This window comes from Rahnella bruchi (assembly GCF_003614975.1).
GTDB classification, from domain to species: Bacteria; Pseudomonadota; Gammaproteobacteria; order Enterobacterales; family Enterobacteriaceae; genus Rahnella; species Rahnella bruchi.
In genome coordinates this window covers 168,660-185,359 of record NZ_QZWI01000003.1, presented here as the reverse complement: position 1 = coordinate 185,359, position 16,700 = coordinate 168,660, and the positions used below count along the sequence as shown (strand labels likewise).

The window sequence follows — 16,700 nt, the reverse complement described above, 5'->3', positions numbered from 1 at the left end:
CCCTGAGGGGTGATGAGTCCCCCTTACGGCATAAATGACCATTTAGTGTGGTGAAAAAAATATGACAGATTTGACGACGCAAGATTCCGCCCTGCCAGCATGGCATACCCGAGATCATCTCGATGATCCGGTTATCGGCGAATTGCGTAACCGTTTTGGGCCAGAGGCCTTTACTGTTCAGGCGACCCGTACCGGAATTCCCGTGGTGTGGTTCAAGCGTGAACAGTTACTGGAAGCGATTACCTTTTTACGAAAACAGCCAAAACCTTACGTCATGCTTTTCGATTTGCATGGCTTTGATGAGCGTTTACGTACCCACCGCGACGGTTTACCGGCCGCGGATTTTTCCGTTTTCTATCACCTGATCTCGGTCGAGCGTAACCGCGACATCATGATCAAAGTGGCATTGTCAGAAAACGATCTCCATGTTCCGACCATTACCAAAGTGTTCCCGAACGCTAACTGGTATGAGCGCGAAACATGGGAAATGTTCGGTATTACCTTCGATGGCCACCCGCACCTGACGCGCATCATGATGCCGCAGACCTGGGAAGGGCACCCGTTGCGTAAAGACTATCCGGCACGCGCTACCGAGTTCGATCCTTACGAGCTGACCAAGCAGAAAGAAGAACTCGAGATGGAGTCGCTGACCTTCAAGCCTGAAGACTGGGGCATGAAGCGTGGCACCGACAATGAGGACTTCATGTTCCTCAATCTCGGTCCTAACCACCCGTCTGCGCACGGTGCATTCCGTATCATCTTGCAGCTTGATGGCGAAGAAATTGTCGACTGTGTTCCGGACGTTGGTTATCACCACCGTGGTGCTGAGAAAATGGGCGAGCGCCAGTCATGGCACAGCTACATTCCTTACACCGACCGTATCGAATACCTCGGCGGTTGTGTTAACGAAATGCCGTACGTGCTGGCCGTTGAAAAACTCGCCGGTATCGTGACGCCGGATCGCGTTAACACCATCCGTGTCATGCTGTCAGAACTGTTCCGTATCAACAGCCATCTGCTGTACATCTCTACGTTTATTCAGGACGTGGGCGCGATGACTCCGGTGTTCTTCGCCTTTACCGATCGTCAGAAAATCTACGATCTGGTTGAAGCAATCACCGGTTTCCGTATGCACCCGGCCTGGTTCCGTATTGGTGGCGTCGCTCACGACCTGCCGAAAGGCTGGGATCGTCTGCTGCGTGAGTTCCTTGACTGGATGCCAGCTCGTCTGGATTCCTATGTCAAAGCGGCGCTGAAAAACACCATTCTGATTGGCCGTTCCAAGGGCGTGGCTGCGTATAACGCAGATGAAGCTCTGGCCTGGGGCACCACTGGTGCTGGCCTGCGCGCAACGGGTATTCCGTTTGACGTGCGTAAATGGCGTCCATACTCCGGCTACGAAAACTTCGACTTTGAAATCCCAACCGGTGATGGCGTCAGTGACTGCTATTCCCGCGTGATGCTCAAAGTTGAAGAGCTACGTCAGAGCCTGCGCATTCTGGAGCAGTGCTACAAAAACATGCCGGAAGGCCCGTTCAAGGCGGATCACCCGCTGACCACGCCGCCACCGAAAGAGCGCACACTGCAGCATATCGAAACCCTGATCACGCACTTCCTGCAAGTGTCCTGGGGTCCGGTTATGCCTGCGCAAGAATCTTTCCAGATGGTTGAAGCAACCAAAGGGATCAACAGCTACTACCTGACCAGTGACGGCAGCACCATGAGCTACCGCACCCGTGTCCGTACGCCAAGCTTCCCGCATTTGCAGCAGATCCCGTCCGTAATACGTGGCAGCCTGGTATCCGACCTGATCGTGTATCTGGGCAGTATCGATTTTGTAATGTCAGATGTGGACCGCTAACGATGACAGATATCAATAAAGACTCAGAAGTTCAGTACATCAACGTCAGCGAGCCAGTTGCGCCGCCGGTGTTCGTGCTGAGCGATGCTGAACGCGAAGCGATTGAGCACGAAAAACATCACTACGAAGATGCCCGCGCGGCCTCTATCGAAGCGTTGAAAATCGTGCAAAAGGCGCGTGGCTGGGTGCCTGATGGCGCTATCTACGCGATCTCCGATGTTCTGGGCATTCCAGCCAGCGACGTTGAAGGTGTGGCGACATTCTACAGCCAGATCTTCCGTCAGCCGGTTGGCCGCCATGTGATCCGTTACTGTGACAGCGTGGTGTGTCACATCACCGGTTATCAGGGGATCCAGGCTGCTCTGGAACAACAGTTGCACATCAAGCCGGGCGAAACGACCGAAGACGGGCGTTTTACCCTGCTGCCGACCTGCTGCCTCGGTAACTGTGACAAAGGCCCGTCAATGATGATTGACGAGGACACGCACAGCCACCTGACGCCAGAAGCTGTCGGCGAGCTACTGGAGCGCTACGCATGACCTACATTCCAAGACACATCGAACGCACGCCGGAGATGCACCCGCTGACCTGGCGTATGCGTGATGACAAACAGCCTGTCTGGATTGACGAATACCGCAGCAAAAACGGATACGTCGGTGCAGAGAAAGCCCTTAAAGGCATGGCTCAGGAAGAAATCGTTAATCTGGTAAAAGACGCTGGCCTGAAAGGGCGCGGCGGCGCAGGTTTTTCCACCGGTCTGAAGTGGAGCCTGATGCCAAAAGACGAAAGCATGAACATCCGCTATCTGCTTTGTAACGCCGATGAGATGGAACCGGGTACGTATAAAGACCGCATGCTGATGGAGCAAATGCCGCACCTGCTGGTGGAAGGCATGTTGATCTCTGCATTCGCGCTGAAATCTTACCGTGGTTATATCTTCCTGCGTGGCGAATATATCGAAGCTGCGGTGAATCTGCGTCGTGCGATTGCGGAAGCCACCGAAGCGGGCCTGCTGGGCAAAAACATCCTCGGCACCGGTTTCGATTTTGAACTGATTGTTCACACCGGCGCAGGGCGTTACATCTGCGGTGAAGAAACCGCACTGATTAACTCGCTGGAAGGCCGCCGTGCTAACCCGCGTTCCAAACCACCATTTCCGGCCTCTGCCGGTGCATGGGGTAAACCGACGTGCGTTAACAACGTCGAAACCCTGTGTAACGTGCCAGCGATCCTTGAGCACGGCGTGGACTGGTACAAAGGCATGTCTGCGGGCAAAAGCGAAGATGCCGGCACCAAACTGATGGGCTTCTCAGGCCGGGTGAAAAATCCGGGCGTCTGGGAGTTGCCGTTTGGTACTACCGCACGTGAAATTCTTGAAGACTATGCCGGTGGCATGCGCGATGGCCTGAAATTCAAAGCCTGGCAGCCAGGCGGGGCAGGGACTGACTTCCTGACCGCCGATCATCTGGACCTGCCGATGGACTTTGCCAGCATTGGTAAAGCCGGCAGCCGTCTGGGAACTGCGCTGGCGATGGCCGTGGATCACGAAATCGGCATGGTTCCGCTGGTGCGTAACCTGGAAGAGTTCTTCGCCCGCGAATCTTGTGGCTGGTGTACTCCATGCCGCGATGGTCTGCCTTGGAGCGTGAAAATTCTTCGTGCGCTGGAGCGCGGTGAAGGCCAGCCGGGAGATATCGAAACTCTCGAACAGCTTTGCCGCCAGCTTGGTCCGGGCAAAACCTTCTGCGCACACGCGCCGGGTGCCGTGGAGCCATTGCAGAGTGCGATTAAATATTTCCGGGAAGAGTTTGAGGCGGGTATCGCCAAGCAACATTACAACAACGCGCGTGCGATTGGCGGTATTCAGCCAAACAATCTGCTGAAAGAGCGTTGGTAGCGAAGGCAACAGGCAGCGGACGTGAGCCCGCTGTGCGCGAATTTCCGGAACAAGGGACGCGCTGTCGAATGAAATACGCCAACCCGGCAAGAATTTTTGATTAACGCCCGCTTAGGCGGGCCACGTGGAAGCATGCTGACTATGGCTACGATTCATGTAGACGGCAAAGAATACGACGTAGACGGAGCGGACAACCTGTTACAGGCTTGCCTCTCTCTCGGCCTCGATATTCCTTATTTTTGCTGGCATCCGGCGCTGGGAAGCGTCGGCGCTTGCCGCCAATGTGCGGTTAAGCAATACCAAAACGCGGAAGACACGCGCGGTCGTCTGGTGATGTCATGTATGACACCGGCGTCTGATGGCACCTTCATTTCCATCGACGACTCAGAAGCGAAAGAATTCCGTGAAAGCGTCGTGGAATGGCTGATGACCAACCACCCGCACGACTGTCCGGTGTGTGAGGAAGGCGGTAACTGTCACCTGCAGGATATGACAGTCATGACCGGCCACAGTATGCGCCGTTACCGCTTCACCAAACGTACCCATAACAATCAGGATCTCGGCCCGTTCATCTCTCATGAAATGAACCGCTGTATTGCCTGTTATCGCTGTGTCCGTTACTACAAGGATTACGCGGACGGCACCGATCTGGGTGTTTATGGCGCACACGACAACGTCTATTTCGGTCGCCCGGAAGATGGCCCGCTGGAAAGCGAGTTCTCCGGTAACCTGGTAGAAGTGTGTCCGACCGGCGTATTCACCGATAAAACGCACTCCGAACGCTATAACCGTAAATGGGACATGCAGTTTGCGCCAAGCATCTGTCAGCAATGTTCTGTTGGCTGTAACACCAGTCCCGGTGAGCGTTACGGCGAATTGCGTCGTATCGAAAACCGTTATAACGGTACCGTAAACCATTACTTCCTCTGCGACCGTGGTCGTTTCGGTTATGGCTACGTGAACCTGAAAGATCGTCCAAAGAAACCCTTGCAGTTGCGTGGTAACGACTGGATCGAACTTAACGCTGAACAGGCGATGCAGGGCGCGGCAGACATTATCCGTCAGGCGAAGAAAACCATCGGTATCGGTTCTCCGCGTGCCAGCCTGGAAAGCAACTTTGCCCTGCGTGAACTGGTCGGAGCCGAAAACTTCTATACCGGTATCAACGCAGCAGAGCAGGGTCGTCTGCAACTGATGCTGAACGTTCTGCGTAACAGCGGTGTTCACACACCTGCGCTGCGTGAAATTGAAGACTACGATGCCGTACTGGTGCTGGGCGAAGATTTAACTCAGACCGGTGCACGTATCGCGCTGTCTGTACGTCAGGCCGTTAAAGGCAAAGCCCGTGCGATGGCGGCGGCTCAGCGCGTTGCCGACTGGCAGATCGCGGCAGTGCAGAACATTGGTCAGCACGCTAAACATCCGCTGTTCATCACCAACGTGGACAACACTAAACTCGACGATATCGCGGCTTACAATTACCGTGCACCGGTCGATGAGCAGGCGCGTTTCGGCTTTGCTATTGCCCATGCGCTGGATAATTCTGCGCCAGCGGTCAGTGATCTGGCTGAAGGCCTGAACAAAAAAATCGACGTGATTGTGCAGGCACTGACCGGCGCGCGTAAGCCGCTGATCATTACCGGTACCAATGCCGGTTCTGACGCCATCATCGAAGCGGCCGCGAATATCGCGAAAGCGCTGAAAGTGGCGGGCAGCGATGTCGGTATTACGTTCGTAGCTTCTGCGGCTAACAGCATTGGTCTTTCGATGATTGGTGGCGGCACACTCGATGAAGCACTTGAGTTGCTGACTCGTGGCGAAGCCGACAGCGCGATCGTGATGGAAAATGACCTTTACCGTCAGGCGTCTGAAGCGAAAGTTGATGCGGCATTAGCCAGTGTGCAGAACCTGTTGGTCGTTGACCATCAGCGTACGCGCATTATGGATAAAGCCAGCCTTATCCTGCCAGCGGCAAGTTTTGCAGAAAGCGACGGTACGCTGGTGAATCAGGAAGGCCGCGCACAGCGCTTCTTCCAGGTTTACGATCCTGCTTACTACGACACGACGGTTGCCATGCTGGAAAGCTGGCGCTGGATGCATTCGCTGCATTCCACCATCAATAGCCGTCATGTTGACTGGACTCAGCTGGATCATGTTATCGAAGCCTGCGTTGAGGCACTGCCACAGCTGAAAGGCATGGTAGAAGCTGCGCCAAACGCCAGCTTCCGTATCCGTGGTCAGAAACTGGCGCGTTCTCCGGCACGTTCCAGTGGCCGTACTGCCATGCGCGCGAACATCAGCGTCCATGAACCGCGTCAGCCGCAAGATAAAGACACTATGTTTGCCTTCTCAATGGAAGGGAACAACAGCCCGACAGCCAACCGCAATCAGGTGCCATTCGCCTGGGCGCCGGGCTGGAACTCACCGCAAGCCTGGAACAAATTCCAGAGCGAAGTTGGCGGCAGTCTGCGCCATGGTGATCCGGGTGTGCGTCTGATTGAAGCAGGTGAGGGGATTCTCGATTACTTCACCGGTATTCCGGCTGCCTTTACTGCGCAGAGCGATAACTGGCGTGTAGCGCCTTACTATCACCTGTTCGGCAGCGAAGAAATGACACAGCGCTCGAAGGTTATCCAGCAACGTATGCCAGAGGCCTACGTGATGGTGAACCCGGCAGACGCCGCGCAGTTAGGGGTTAACGCGGGTTCTCAGGTGGAATTCACCTGTGCCGGTCAGACGCTGAAATTGCCGGTTCGTCTGAGTGAAACATTGAGTCAGGGCCAGGTTGGCCTGCCGCTGGGCTTACCGGGTATTCCTCCGGTGCTGGTTGGCGCAACGGTTGAAAATCTGCGGGAGGCTGCACAATGAGCTGGTTTACACCTGTAGTTATCGATTCGTTGATCGCCATTCTGAAAGCTGTCGTGATCCTGCTGGTCGTTGTGACCTGCGGGGCCTTCATGAGCTTCGGCGAGCGCCGCTTGCTGGGCCTGTTCCAAAACCGTTACGGACCAAACCGTGTCGGCTGGGGCGGATCCCTGCAGCTGGTTGCTGACATGATCAAGATGTTCTTCAAGGAAGACTGGGTACCTAAATTCACCGACAAAGCCATCTTTACGCTGGCTCCGATGATTGCGTTTACGTCCCTGCTGATCTCCTTTGCGATTGTTCCGGTCAGCCCGACCTGGTTCGCCGCAGACCTGAACATCGGTATTTTGTTCTTCCTGATGATGGCCGGTCTGACTGTCTATGCCGTGTTGTTCGCTGGCTGGTCCAGTAACAACAAATACTCGCTGCTGGGAGCGATGCGTGCATCCGCTCAGACACTGAGTTACGAAGTATTCCTCGGCTTATCGCTGATGGGTGTCGTGGCGCAAGCGGGTTCTTTCAATCTGCAAGACATCGTCAACTCTCAGGCGCATGTGTGGAACATCATCCCGCAGTTCTTTGGCTTCGTGACCTTTGCGATTGCCGGTGTGGCTGTTTGTCACCGTCACCCGTTTGACCAGCCGGAAGCCGAGCAGGAACTGGCCGACGGTTACCACATTGAATATTCCGGTATGAAATTCGGTCTGTTCTTTGTGGGTGAATATATCGGTATCGTGACCGTCTCTGCGCTTATCGTCACCTTGTTCTTCGGTGGCTGGCAGGGTCCGTTCCTGTATCCGGTGATCTGGTTTGCATTGAAAACGGCGTTCTTCATGGTGATGTTCATTTTGATCCGTGCTGCTTTGCCGCGTCCCCGCTATGACCAGGTGATGTCATTTGGCTGGAAAGTTTGCCTGCCATTGACCTTGCTTAATCTGCTGGCGACCGCTGCGGTCATCTTGTACAACGCGCAATAAGGGGTGATGAAACCATGACATTGAAAGACATAGTGGTCGGGTTCGGTACCCAGGTTCGCAGCTTGTGGATGATAGGCTTGCATGCCTTCGCCAAGCGCGAAACCCAGATGTACCCTGAAGTTCCGGTCAATCCTCCTCCGCGTTACCGTGGCCGTATCGTGCTGACGCGCGATCCGGACGGAGAAGAGCGCTGCGTTGCCTGTAACCTGTGTGCGGTAGCGTGTCCGGTAGGCTGTATTTCTCTGCAAAAAGCAGAAATGAAAGATGGCCGCTGGTATCCGGAATTCTTCCGCATCAACTTCTCACGCTGCATTTTCTGCGGCCTTTGTGAAGAAGCTTGCCCGACAACAGCAATTCAGCTGACGCCGGACTTTGAAATGGGTGAATTCAAGCGCCAGGATCTGGTGTACGAAAAAGAAGATCTGTTGATTTCTGGGCCGGGTAAATATCCGGAATATAACTTCTACCGGATGTCCGGTATGGCCGTTGACGGTAAGCTGAAAGGCGAAGCTGAAAACGAAGCCAAACCGATCAACGTCAAAGGTCTGTTGCCTTAAGGAGCCGCAAGCATGGAATTTGCATTTTATATTGCAGCCCTGGTGGCCGTGTTGGCGACATTGCGTGTAATCACGCATACCAACCCGGTTCATGCATTGCTGTATCTGATCGTCTCTTTACTGGCGATTGCTGCGGTCTTCTTCTCGCTCGGCGCGTATTTCGCCGGTGCCCTGGAGATCATCGTTTACGCCGGCGCCATTATGGTGCTGTTCGTCTTCGTCGTGATGATGCTCAACCTCGGCAATGTCGAAGAACAGGAACGAGCATGGCTCAAGCCTGCCACCTGGATCGGACCTTCGGTTCTGTCAGTCATCCTGCTGGTGGTGATGATCATGTCAATTCTTGGCGTGCATGACCACGGCATTAAAGGTGACATGGTTGATGCGAAAGCCGTCGGTATCGCACTGTTCGGGCCGTACGTTCTGGCAGTTGAACTGGCGTCAATGTTGCTGCTGGCCGGTCTGGTCGTGGCATTCCACATTGGACGTGAACACAAACCGGGTGAAGTCTTCGGTGACGCACCGGTCACGACCGAAATGGCAACAAAAAGAAAAACGGAGGAGAGAGCATGATCCCTCTACAACATGGTCTTATTCTGGCCGCGATCCTCTTTGTTTTGGGGCTTACCGGGCTGCTGGTTCGTCGTAATTTGCTGTTTATGCTGATCAGTCTTGAAGTGATGATTAACGCGGCAGCGCTGGCGTTTATCGTGGCGGGAAGCTACTGGGGTCAGGCAGACGGACAGGTGATGTACATTCTGGCCATCAGCCTGGCTGCGGCGGAGGCCAGTATTGGTCTGGCGTTGCTGCTGCAACTGTATCGCCGTCGCCACACTCTCAATATTGATACTGTCAGTGAGATGCGCGGATGAACTTACTCTATTTAACAATTCTGTTCCCGCTGATTGGCTTCCTGTTACTGGCCTTTTCACGCGGTCGCTGGTCTGAAAACACATCGGCTACTATTGGCGTGGGTTCCATTGGTCTGGCAGCAGTGACCACTATTTATGTGGGCATCAATTTCCTCAGCCAGAAAGCCGCAGGGGTGGAAGTCTTTAACCAGCACCTGTGGAACTGGATGCAGGTCGGTGACTTCGGTATTCCTGTCACACTGACCCTCGACGGTTTGTCGATGACCATGCTGTCCGTGGTTACCGGCGTCGGTTTCTTCATCCACATGTTCGCTTCCTGGTACATGCGCGGTGAAGAAGGCTATTCACGTTTCTTCGCATACACCAACCTGTTTATCGCCAGCATGGTGATTCTGGTACTGGCAGACAACTTGCTGCTGATGTACCTCGGTTGGGAAGGTGTGGGTCTGTGCAGTTACCTGTTGATCGGTTTCTACTACACTCATCCGGCTAACGGTGCGGCAGCGATGAAAGCGTTCATCGTGACCCGTATCGGCGACGTGTTCCTGGCCTTCGCACTGTTTATCTTGTACCGCGAACTGGGCACGCTGAACTTCCGTGAACTGATGATCCTGGCACCGCAGAAACTGGCAGTGGGTGACACGGCCATCACCTGGGCGACCCTGATGTTACTGGGTGGCGCAGTGGGTAAATCCGCGCAGCTTCCACTTCAGACCTGGCTGGCAGACGCCATGGCCGGTCCGACGCCGGTTTCCGCGCTGATCCACGCCGCGACTATGGTCACCGCCGGTGTTTACCTGATTGCACGTACTCACGGCCTGTTCCTGATGGCGCCTGAGATCCTGCATCTGGTGGGCATTATTGGTGCGGTCACGCTGGTTCTTGCAGGTTTTGCTGCGCTGGTGCAAACCGACATCAAACGTGTTCTTGCGTATTCGACCATGAGCCAGATTGGTTACATGTTCCTGGCGCTGGGCGTTCAGGCGTGGGATGCCGCTATCTTCCACCTGATGACGCACGCATTCTTCAAAGCACTGTTGTTCCTTTCTTCCGGTTCGGTCATTTTGGCCTGCCACCACGAACAGAACATCTTCAAAATGGGTGGGTTACGTAAGTCCATTCCTCTTGTCTATATCTGCTTCCTGGTCGGTGGCGCGGCGCTGTCCGCCTTGCCAATCATCACTGCGGGCTTCTTCAGTAAAGATGAAATCCTCGCGGGTGCGCTGGCTAACGGCCACCTGAATCTGATGATTGCGGGTCTGGTCGGTGCGTTTATGACCTCGCTGTACACCTTCCGCATGATCTTCATCGTCTTCCACGGCGAAGAGAAAATCAAAGCACATGCGGGTAAAGGCATTACTCACCACCTGCCGCTGCTGGTGTTACTGGTTCTGTCCACCTTCATTGGCGCGATGATTGTCCCGCCACTGAAAGGCGTGCTGCCGGATACCACTGAGCTGGCGCATGGCAACGTGTTGACGCTGGAAATCACATCAGGCGTGATTGCAATTGCTGGCATTCTGCTGGCGGCGGCCCTGTATCTGGGTAAACGCTCGCTGGTCAACAGCATTGCGAAAAGCGCACCGGGTCGTTTCTTCACGACCTGGTGGTTCCATGCCTGGGGCTTCGACTGGCTGTACGACATGATTTTCGTGAAACCTTATCTGCTGGTGGCGAAAATCCTGCAACGTGATCCACTGAACTCCATGATGAATCTGCCTGCGCTGTTTGCCCGTCTGGGTAACCGTGGTCTGACTCTTAGCGAAAACGGTCAGATACGTTGGTACGTCGCGTCAATGGGGCTCGGTGCAGTTGTCGTTCTGGCACTGCTGCTGGTGATTTAAGCCTGCATTACGGGTGTAGTTATCAATGCCGGTCTGTTCCTGTAACGGACCGGCAAGTGAAATAGCCTTCGGGCATAAAAGAAGGGAACGACACGCCATGCTATTACCTTGGCTAATATTTATCCCCTTTATCGGCGGGCTGCTGTGCTGGCAGACTGAGCGCTTTGGGAGCAAAGTACCGCGCTGGATCGCGTTAATTGCGATGGGGCTGACGCTGGCTCTTTCCGTGCAATTGTGGTTGCAGGGAGGATATTCATTAACGACGCCTGCGGGTATTCCACAATGGCAATCCGAGTTTTCGGTGCCGTGGATCCCTCGTTTTGGCATCAGTTTCCATCTGGCGCTGGACGGATTGTCCTTGCTGATGGTAGTTCTGACCGGTCTGCTGGGTGTTCTGGCGATCCTCTGTTCGTGGCGTGAAATCCAGAAGTATCAGGGTTTCTTCCACCTGAACTTACTGTGGATCCTCGGCGGCGTTATCGGCGTGTTCCTCGCCATCGACATGTTCCTGTTCTTCTTCTTCTGGGAAATGATGCTGGTGCCGATGTACTTCCTGATTGCCTTGTGGGGACACAAAGCGTCAGACGGTAAAACACGTATCAGCGCAGCAACCAAATTCTTCATCTATACGCAGTCCAGCGGTCTGGTAATGTTGATTGCCATCCTCGGTCTGGTGTTTGTGCATTACAACGCCACCGGCGTGTGGACATTCAACTACGCTGACCTGCTGAAAACGCCAATGTCGCACGGTGTTGAATATCTGCTGATGCTCGGTTTCTTCATCGCCTTCGCGGTGAAAATGCCGGTTGTGCCATTACATGGCTGGTTGCCAGATGCACACAGTCAGGCACCGACCGCCGGTTCCGTTGACTTAGCCGGTATCTTGCTGAAAACCGCGGCCTACGGGATGTTGCGTTTCTGTCTGCCACTGTTCCCGGAAGCGTCTCACCAGTTCGCACCGATTGCGATGTGGCTGGGTGTGATTGGCATCTTCTACGGCGCGTGGATGGCGTTCTGCCAGACCGACATTAAGCGTCTGATTGCTTACACCTCGGTTTCGCACATGGGCTTCGTGCTGATTGCCATCTACACCGGCAGCCAGATGGCGTATCAGGGCGCAGTGATTCAGATGATTGCACACGGTCTGTCCGCAGCCGGTATGTTCATCATCTGTGGTCAGCTGTACGAACGTTTGCATACCCGTGATATGCGCCAGATGGGTGGATTGTGGGGCCGGATTAAATACCTGCCAGCGTTGTCACTGTTCTTCGCCGTCGCTACTTTAGGGATGCCGGGTACCGGTAACTTCGTCGGTGAAATCCAGATCCTATTCGGCAGCTTCCCGGTTGTACCGGTGATCACTGTCATCTCGACCTTCGGTCTGGTATTTGCCTCGGTGTATTCTCTGGCGATGATGCAGCGTGCTTACTATGGCAAAGCAAAATCTGAAGAACCGTTGCCGGGTATGACCGCACGCGAACTGTCGATCATCTTGTTACTTGTTGTATTGCTGGTGGCGCTGGGCTTATACCCGCAACCCATTCTGGATACTTCAAGTGCCGCGATGAGCAACATTCAGCACTGGTTCGGGTCATCAGTTTCAACTATTTCAACGACAAGGCCGTAACTCGCCATGACATTTACACTTCAAAATCTGATCGCACTATTACCGCTGATGATCGTCGGATTGACGGTGGTGGTGGTGATGCTGTCCATTGCGTGGCGACGCGACCATTTTCTTAATGCCACACTGACAGTCATCGGGCTGAACGTTGCCTTACTTTCCCTTTACTACGTCGCGCAGGTCGGCCCGCAGGACGTCACGCCGTTGCTGCGCGTTGACGGCTACTCGATGTTCTACATCGGGCTGGTGCTGCTGGCGAGTCTGGCGACCAGTACGTTTGCTTACCCATGGCTGGCCGGTTATCCGGACAACCGAGAAGAGTTCTACCTGTTAGTTCTCATTGCAGCAATGGGCGGCATTCTGCTGGCATGCTCTAACCATCTGGCATCAATGTTCCTTGGGATCGAACTGATCTCACTGCCATTGTTCGGTCTGATTGGTTACGCCTACCGCCAGAAACGCTCGCTGGAAGCGGCTATCAAATACATGCTGCTGTCCGCTGCCGCGTCATCTTTCCTGCTGTTTGGTATGGCGCTGCTGTACGCACAGTCCGGTGATTTGTCCTTTGCATCTCTGGGCAAAAATCTGGGCGACGGCGTGATGCTGCACCAGCCGCTGCTGATGGCCGGTTTGGGTATGATGATCGTCGGTCTGGGCTTCAAACTGTCATTGGTTCCGTTCCACCTGTGGACGCCAGACGTGTATCAGGGCGCACCTGCACCGGTTTCGACTTTCCTGGCAACCGCCAGCAAAATCGCTATCTTCGCGGTGGTGATGCGTTTGTTCCTGTACGCGCCGGTAGCTGACAGCGAATCGATTCGTATCGTGCTGTCGATTATCGCCTTCTGCTCGATTCTGGTCGGTAACCTGATGGCGATCAGCCAGAGCAACATTAAACGCCTGCTCGGTTACTCTTCCATTGCTCACCTAGGTTATCTGCTGGTTGCGCTGATTGCAGTTCAGACACATCAGCTGTCGATGGAAACCGTGGGTGTATATCTGGCCGGTTACCTGTTCAGCAGCCTTGGTGCCTTCGGTGTGGTCAGCCTGATGTCCAGCCCGTACAAAGGTCCGGATGCAGAATCGCTGTTCTCCTACCGTGGTCTGTTCTGGCATAAACCTATCCTGTCTGCGGTAATGACCGTGATGATGCTGTCACTGGCCGGTATTCCAATGACACTGGGCTTCATCGGTAAGTTCTACGTGATTGCGACCGGTGTGACCGCGCATCTGTGGTGGCTGACCGGTGCTGTGGTTGTGGGTTCTGCGATTGGTCTTTACTACTACCTGCGCGTGACAGTGAGCTTGTATCTGAGCGCGCCTGAAACGTTGGTTCGTGATACGCCAAACAACTGGGCGCTCACGGCGGGTGGTGTGGTCGTATTGATTTCCGCGATTCTGGTGCTGTTGCTGGGTATCTTCCCGCAACCGCTGATTTCGCTGGTGCAGATGGCTCAACCGCTGCTCTGATAAAGTCTGCAAACGCAGTCTGAGAAACTCACAAAGCCGCTCACCTGAGCGGCTTTTTTAATCGTATTAGTCAATAAGTGTGATTCAAATCACATTTATATGTACGTTCAGCTAATTATTACATTCGTTTTGTGATCTTCCCCATTCCATTATTCCTACCAATGCGTACACTGCGCGCTTGTTCAAATTCGTATGGATTTACACCATGAACGTTTTAGTGATGATTGCCATTACCACCGGCATCCTCTCCGGTATATGGGGCTGGGTGGCTATCAGCCTCGGCCTGATAAGCTGGGCAGGATTCCTCGGATGCACGGCGTATTTCGCCTGTCCGCAGGGCGGATTGCGCGGATTAGTGATCAGCACGCTGACCTGTCTGAGCGGCGTATTCTGGGCGGTTGTGATCATCGCGGGCAGCGCCATGCGCCCCGAATGGAGCATTCTCGGTTATATGCTGACCGGGGTGGTCGCATTCCTGATGTGCCTTCAGGCGTGGCAGCAGTGGTTGGCCTTTGTGCCGGGCACATTTATCGGTGCCTGTGCGACCTTCGCCGCACAGGGCGACTGGCGTCAGGTGGTGGTGTCATTGCTGGTCGGACTGGTGTTCGGTTACGCGATGAAAAATAGCGGATTATGGCTGGCGAAACAGCGCGTAAAGCAGCAAGGCGAGGCTAAAAAAGACGCGATTTTTACAGATATTAAAGGGTCAGAAGGTTCTTAAAACCCCGTTTTTACGACAGTTTTCTGATGATCTGTCGGGCAATTAAGGCTGAACTGCGCTAGGGTTAATGGCAGCATAAGTTTTTAGAAGACCCGAACACATCATAAGGAGATAACCATGGCTGACCAATTTGAGACACAGCAGAATTCGTTAGATGACGATTTGCGTATGCTGACTGAAACTCTGGAAGAAGTGCTGAAATCTTCCGGTGATAAAGCGGATGAGAAATACGTGCAGATTAAAGCTCGCGCTGAAAACGCACTGAAAGATATCAAATCCCGTATTGATCCTTCCGCCCGTTCTTATTGCAAGAAAGCCCGCCACGTCGCTGAACAGACGGACAGCTATGTGCGCGAAAATCCGTGGCATGGCGTGGGTGTCGGTGCCGCAGTCGGTCTGGTGGTAGGTTTGCTGCTGCGTCGCTAATGGTATTCCTTCAGGGGCAGCATCATGCTGCTCCTGCTCTCAACGCATTTGATAACTCCTTTGTCTGCTCCTATACTCCCTCTTAGCTAACTGCACTCACTTCAGCTTGATCTGTCGCATATTTTCATTTTTCGTAACGCCGCATAATTCATCCGTAATTGATCCAACCCGTTTTTTGATCCAGAAGGGTATTTCTGCCCGTCACTAAACATCCGGTATGGCCCGAGGTAGCGGTGAAACAAATATCAGCAATCATTGAGCAGCTTGATACAACGCTTGCAGGCGAATGGCCTGATACAGCGGGGATCCGGCAGTTCAGTTATTCCCTGCAAAAACAGCCAGACACCGGCCTGCTGGAATGGTTGTCTGCGCAACCCTGCTACCCGAAATTCTACTGGCAACAACGTGATGGCAATGAAGAAGCCGCCGTTTGTGGCGATGCTTATGCTTTTGGCGATACCGCACAGGCACAGGCATTTATCCGCCAGCATGCTGATGTTCCCGATTTACATATCTGGGGACTGAACGCCTTCAACGGTGCTGACAACTCCGCCTTTGCCGCCAACGCACTCTTTCTCCCGCGTATCGAACTTTGTCGTCAGGGCAAGCGCTACTGGCTGCGTTGTACACTTTTCAGTTCTCATTCCTTACGTGAAGAAGCGCGCCGTACACGTTTGTTCCTGCGATCTCTGGTCGACAGCCGTGCTTTACCTCCGATCGCCTCCCGCGTATTGCAGCACCAGCATTTGCCGGCGCAGCCACAGTGGAACCAGCTGATTACCCGCGCACTAAACTGTATTGAAGAGCAGCAATTTGACAAAGTCGTACTGGCACGCAAAACCACGCTGACCCTCAGCCAGCCGCTGAATGCCTGCGCATTTCTGGCTGCCAGCCGTGCGGTGAATCACCATTGCTATCACTTTATGCTGGCGTTCACGCCGCAACAGGCATTTCTGGGGTCGAGTCCGGAACGCCTGTTCCTGCGCAGCCACGACGAGCTTTATACCGAAGCGCTGGCAGGTACCGTCGCCAATGATCCGGATGATGATAAAGCGCAGGATCTTGGCGACTGGTTGCTGAACGATGGCAAAAATCAGCGCGAAAACCTGCTGGTAGTGGATGACATTTGCCAGCGTTTGCAGGGCGGGGCGCAATCGCTCGATATCATGCCTGCTGAGATTTTACGTCTGCGCAAAGTACAGCATCTTCGCCGCAGTATTCATGGCGAACTGACAGAATCTGATGACGCGGGTTGTCTGCAACGCCTGCAACCTACGGCGGCCGTTGCCGGATTGCCGCGTCAGGCAGCCCGTGAATTTATCGCCGAATATGAGCCTTTTGATCGCGAATGGTACGCCGGTTCTGCCGGGTATATCAGTGCTGAACAGACGGAATTCACCGTCGCGCTGCGTTCTGCCGCGGTGAAAGGTCATCATCTGGAACTCTACGCCGGTGCCGGAATTGTCGCCGGTTCTGACGCTGCACAGGAATGGCAGGAAATCGAAAACAAAGCCGCAGGTTTGCGAACTTTGCTGGAAGAGCACTACACGCCTGCCGTTCAGGCCGGATAATCCTTTGCCGGAGTG

General features: G+C 54.2%; 14 protein-coding genes. All 14 read left to right on the top strand.

Annotated features, from left to right (window positions below; translation table 11 throughout):
- The first annotated feature begins 61 nt into the window (after positions 1 to 61).
- The 14 genes from nuoC (at position 62) to menF (ending at position 16,685) form a co-directional block, all read left to right on the top strand.
- Positions 62 to 1,861 carry an NADH-quinone oxidoreductase subunit C/D gene (nuoC, locus tag D5398_RS07995; protein WP_120507130.1) on the top strand — a complete coding sequence of 600 codons (1,800 nt, stop codon included), beginning with the start codon at positions 62 to 64 and terminating at the stop codon, positions 1,859 to 1,861.
- 2 nt (positions 1,862 to 1,863) lie between these two features.
- Positions 1,864 to 2,400 (top strand): NADH-quinone oxidoreductase subunit NuoE, encoded by a 537-nt coding sequence (gene nuoE / locus D5398_RS07990; RefSeq protein ID WP_244216728.1) that lies wholly within the window; start codon positions 1,864 to 1,866, stop codon positions 2,398 to 2,400.
- Positions 2,397 to 3,758 (top strand): NADH-quinone oxidoreductase subunit NuoF, encoded by a 1,362-nt coding sequence (gene nuoF, locus D5398_RS07985; RefSeq protein ID WP_120507129.1) that lies wholly within the window; start codon positions 2,397 to 2,399, stop codon positions 3,756 to 3,758. The genes nuoE and nuoF overlap by 4 nt, the downstream gene beginning before the upstream one ends.
- A gap of 141 nt (positions 3,759 to 3,899) precedes the next feature.
- Entirely contained in the window at positions 3,900 to 6,626 is a 2,727-nt protein-coding gene (gene nuoG / locus D5398_RS07980) for an NADH-quinone oxidoreductase subunit NuoG (RefSeq protein ID WP_120507438.1), read from the top strand.
- Positions 6,623 to 7,600, top strand: coding sequence for an NADH-quinone oxidoreductase subunit NuoH (gene nuoH, locus D5398_RS07975; RefSeq protein ID WP_120507128.1), 978 nt, complete (start codon positions 6,623 to 6,625; stop codon positions 7,598 to 7,600). The genes nuoG and nuoH overlap by 4 nt, the downstream gene beginning before the upstream one ends.
- A gap of 14 nt (positions 7,601 to 7,614) precedes the next feature.
- The gene (gene nuoI / locus D5398_RS07970; protein WP_120507127.1) at positions 7,615 to 8,157 is read left to right on the top strand and encodes an NADH-quinone oxidoreductase subunit NuoI; all 543 of its coding nucleotides are present in this window, start codon (positions 7,615 to 7,617) and stop codon (positions 8,155 to 8,157) included.
- Between the two features lie 12 nt (positions 8,158 to 8,169).
- Entirely contained in the window at positions 8,170 to 8,730 is a 561-nt protein-coding gene (nuoJ, locus tag D5398_RS07965) for an NADH-quinone oxidoreductase subunit J (RefSeq protein WP_120507126.1), read from the top strand.
- Complete coding sequence (gene nuoK, locus D5398_RS07960; RefSeq protein WP_004936014.1) at positions 8,727 to 9,029, top strand: NADH-quinone oxidoreductase subunit NuoK; 303 nt, start codon at positions 8,727 to 8,729, stop codon at positions 9,027 to 9,029. Before nuoJ ends, nuoK begins: the two co-directional genes overlap by 4 nt.
- Complete coding sequence (nuoL, locus tag D5398_RS07955) at positions 9,026 to 10,873, top strand: NADH-quinone oxidoreductase subunit L (protein ID WP_120507125.1); 1,848 nt, start codon at positions 9,026 to 9,028, stop codon at positions 10,871 to 10,873. Before nuoK ends, nuoL begins: the two co-directional genes overlap by 4 nt.
- A gap of 97 nt (positions 10,874 to 10,970) precedes the next feature.
- Positions 10,971 to 12,500, top strand: a complete 1,530-nt coding sequence (gene nuoM, locus D5398_RS07950) for an NADH-quinone oxidoreductase subunit M (RefSeq protein WP_120507124.1) — start codon at positions 10,971 to 10,973, stop codon at positions 12,498 to 12,500.
- 6 nt (positions 12,501 to 12,506) lie between these two features.
- Entirely contained in the window at positions 12,507 to 13,967 is a 1,461-nt protein-coding gene (gene nuoN, locus D5398_RS07945; protein ID WP_120132091.1) for an NADH-quinone oxidoreductase subunit NuoN, read from the top strand.
- A gap of 205 nt (positions 13,968 to 14,172) precedes the next feature.
- Positions 14,173 to 14,688, top strand: a complete 516-nt coding sequence (locus tag D5398_RS07940) for a DUF1097 domain-containing protein (protein WP_120507123.1) — start codon at positions 14,173 to 14,175, stop codon at positions 14,686 to 14,688.
- A 117-nt stretch (positions 14,689 to 14,805) separates the two neighbouring features.
- On the top strand, positions 14,806 to 15,114 hold the full coding sequence (locus D5398_RS07935) for a DUF883 family protein (RefSeq protein ID WP_112289943.1): 309 nt from the start codon (positions 14,806 to 14,808) through the stop codon (positions 15,112 to 15,114).
- A 233-nt stretch (positions 15,115 to 15,347) separates the two neighbouring features.
- Positions 15,348 to 16,685, top strand: a complete 1,338-nt coding sequence (menF, locus tag D5398_RS07930) for an isochorismate synthase MenF (RefSeq protein WP_120507122.1) — start codon at positions 15,348 to 15,350, stop codon at positions 16,683 to 16,685.
- The last annotated feature ends 15 nt before the right edge of the window (positions 16,686 to 16,700 follow it).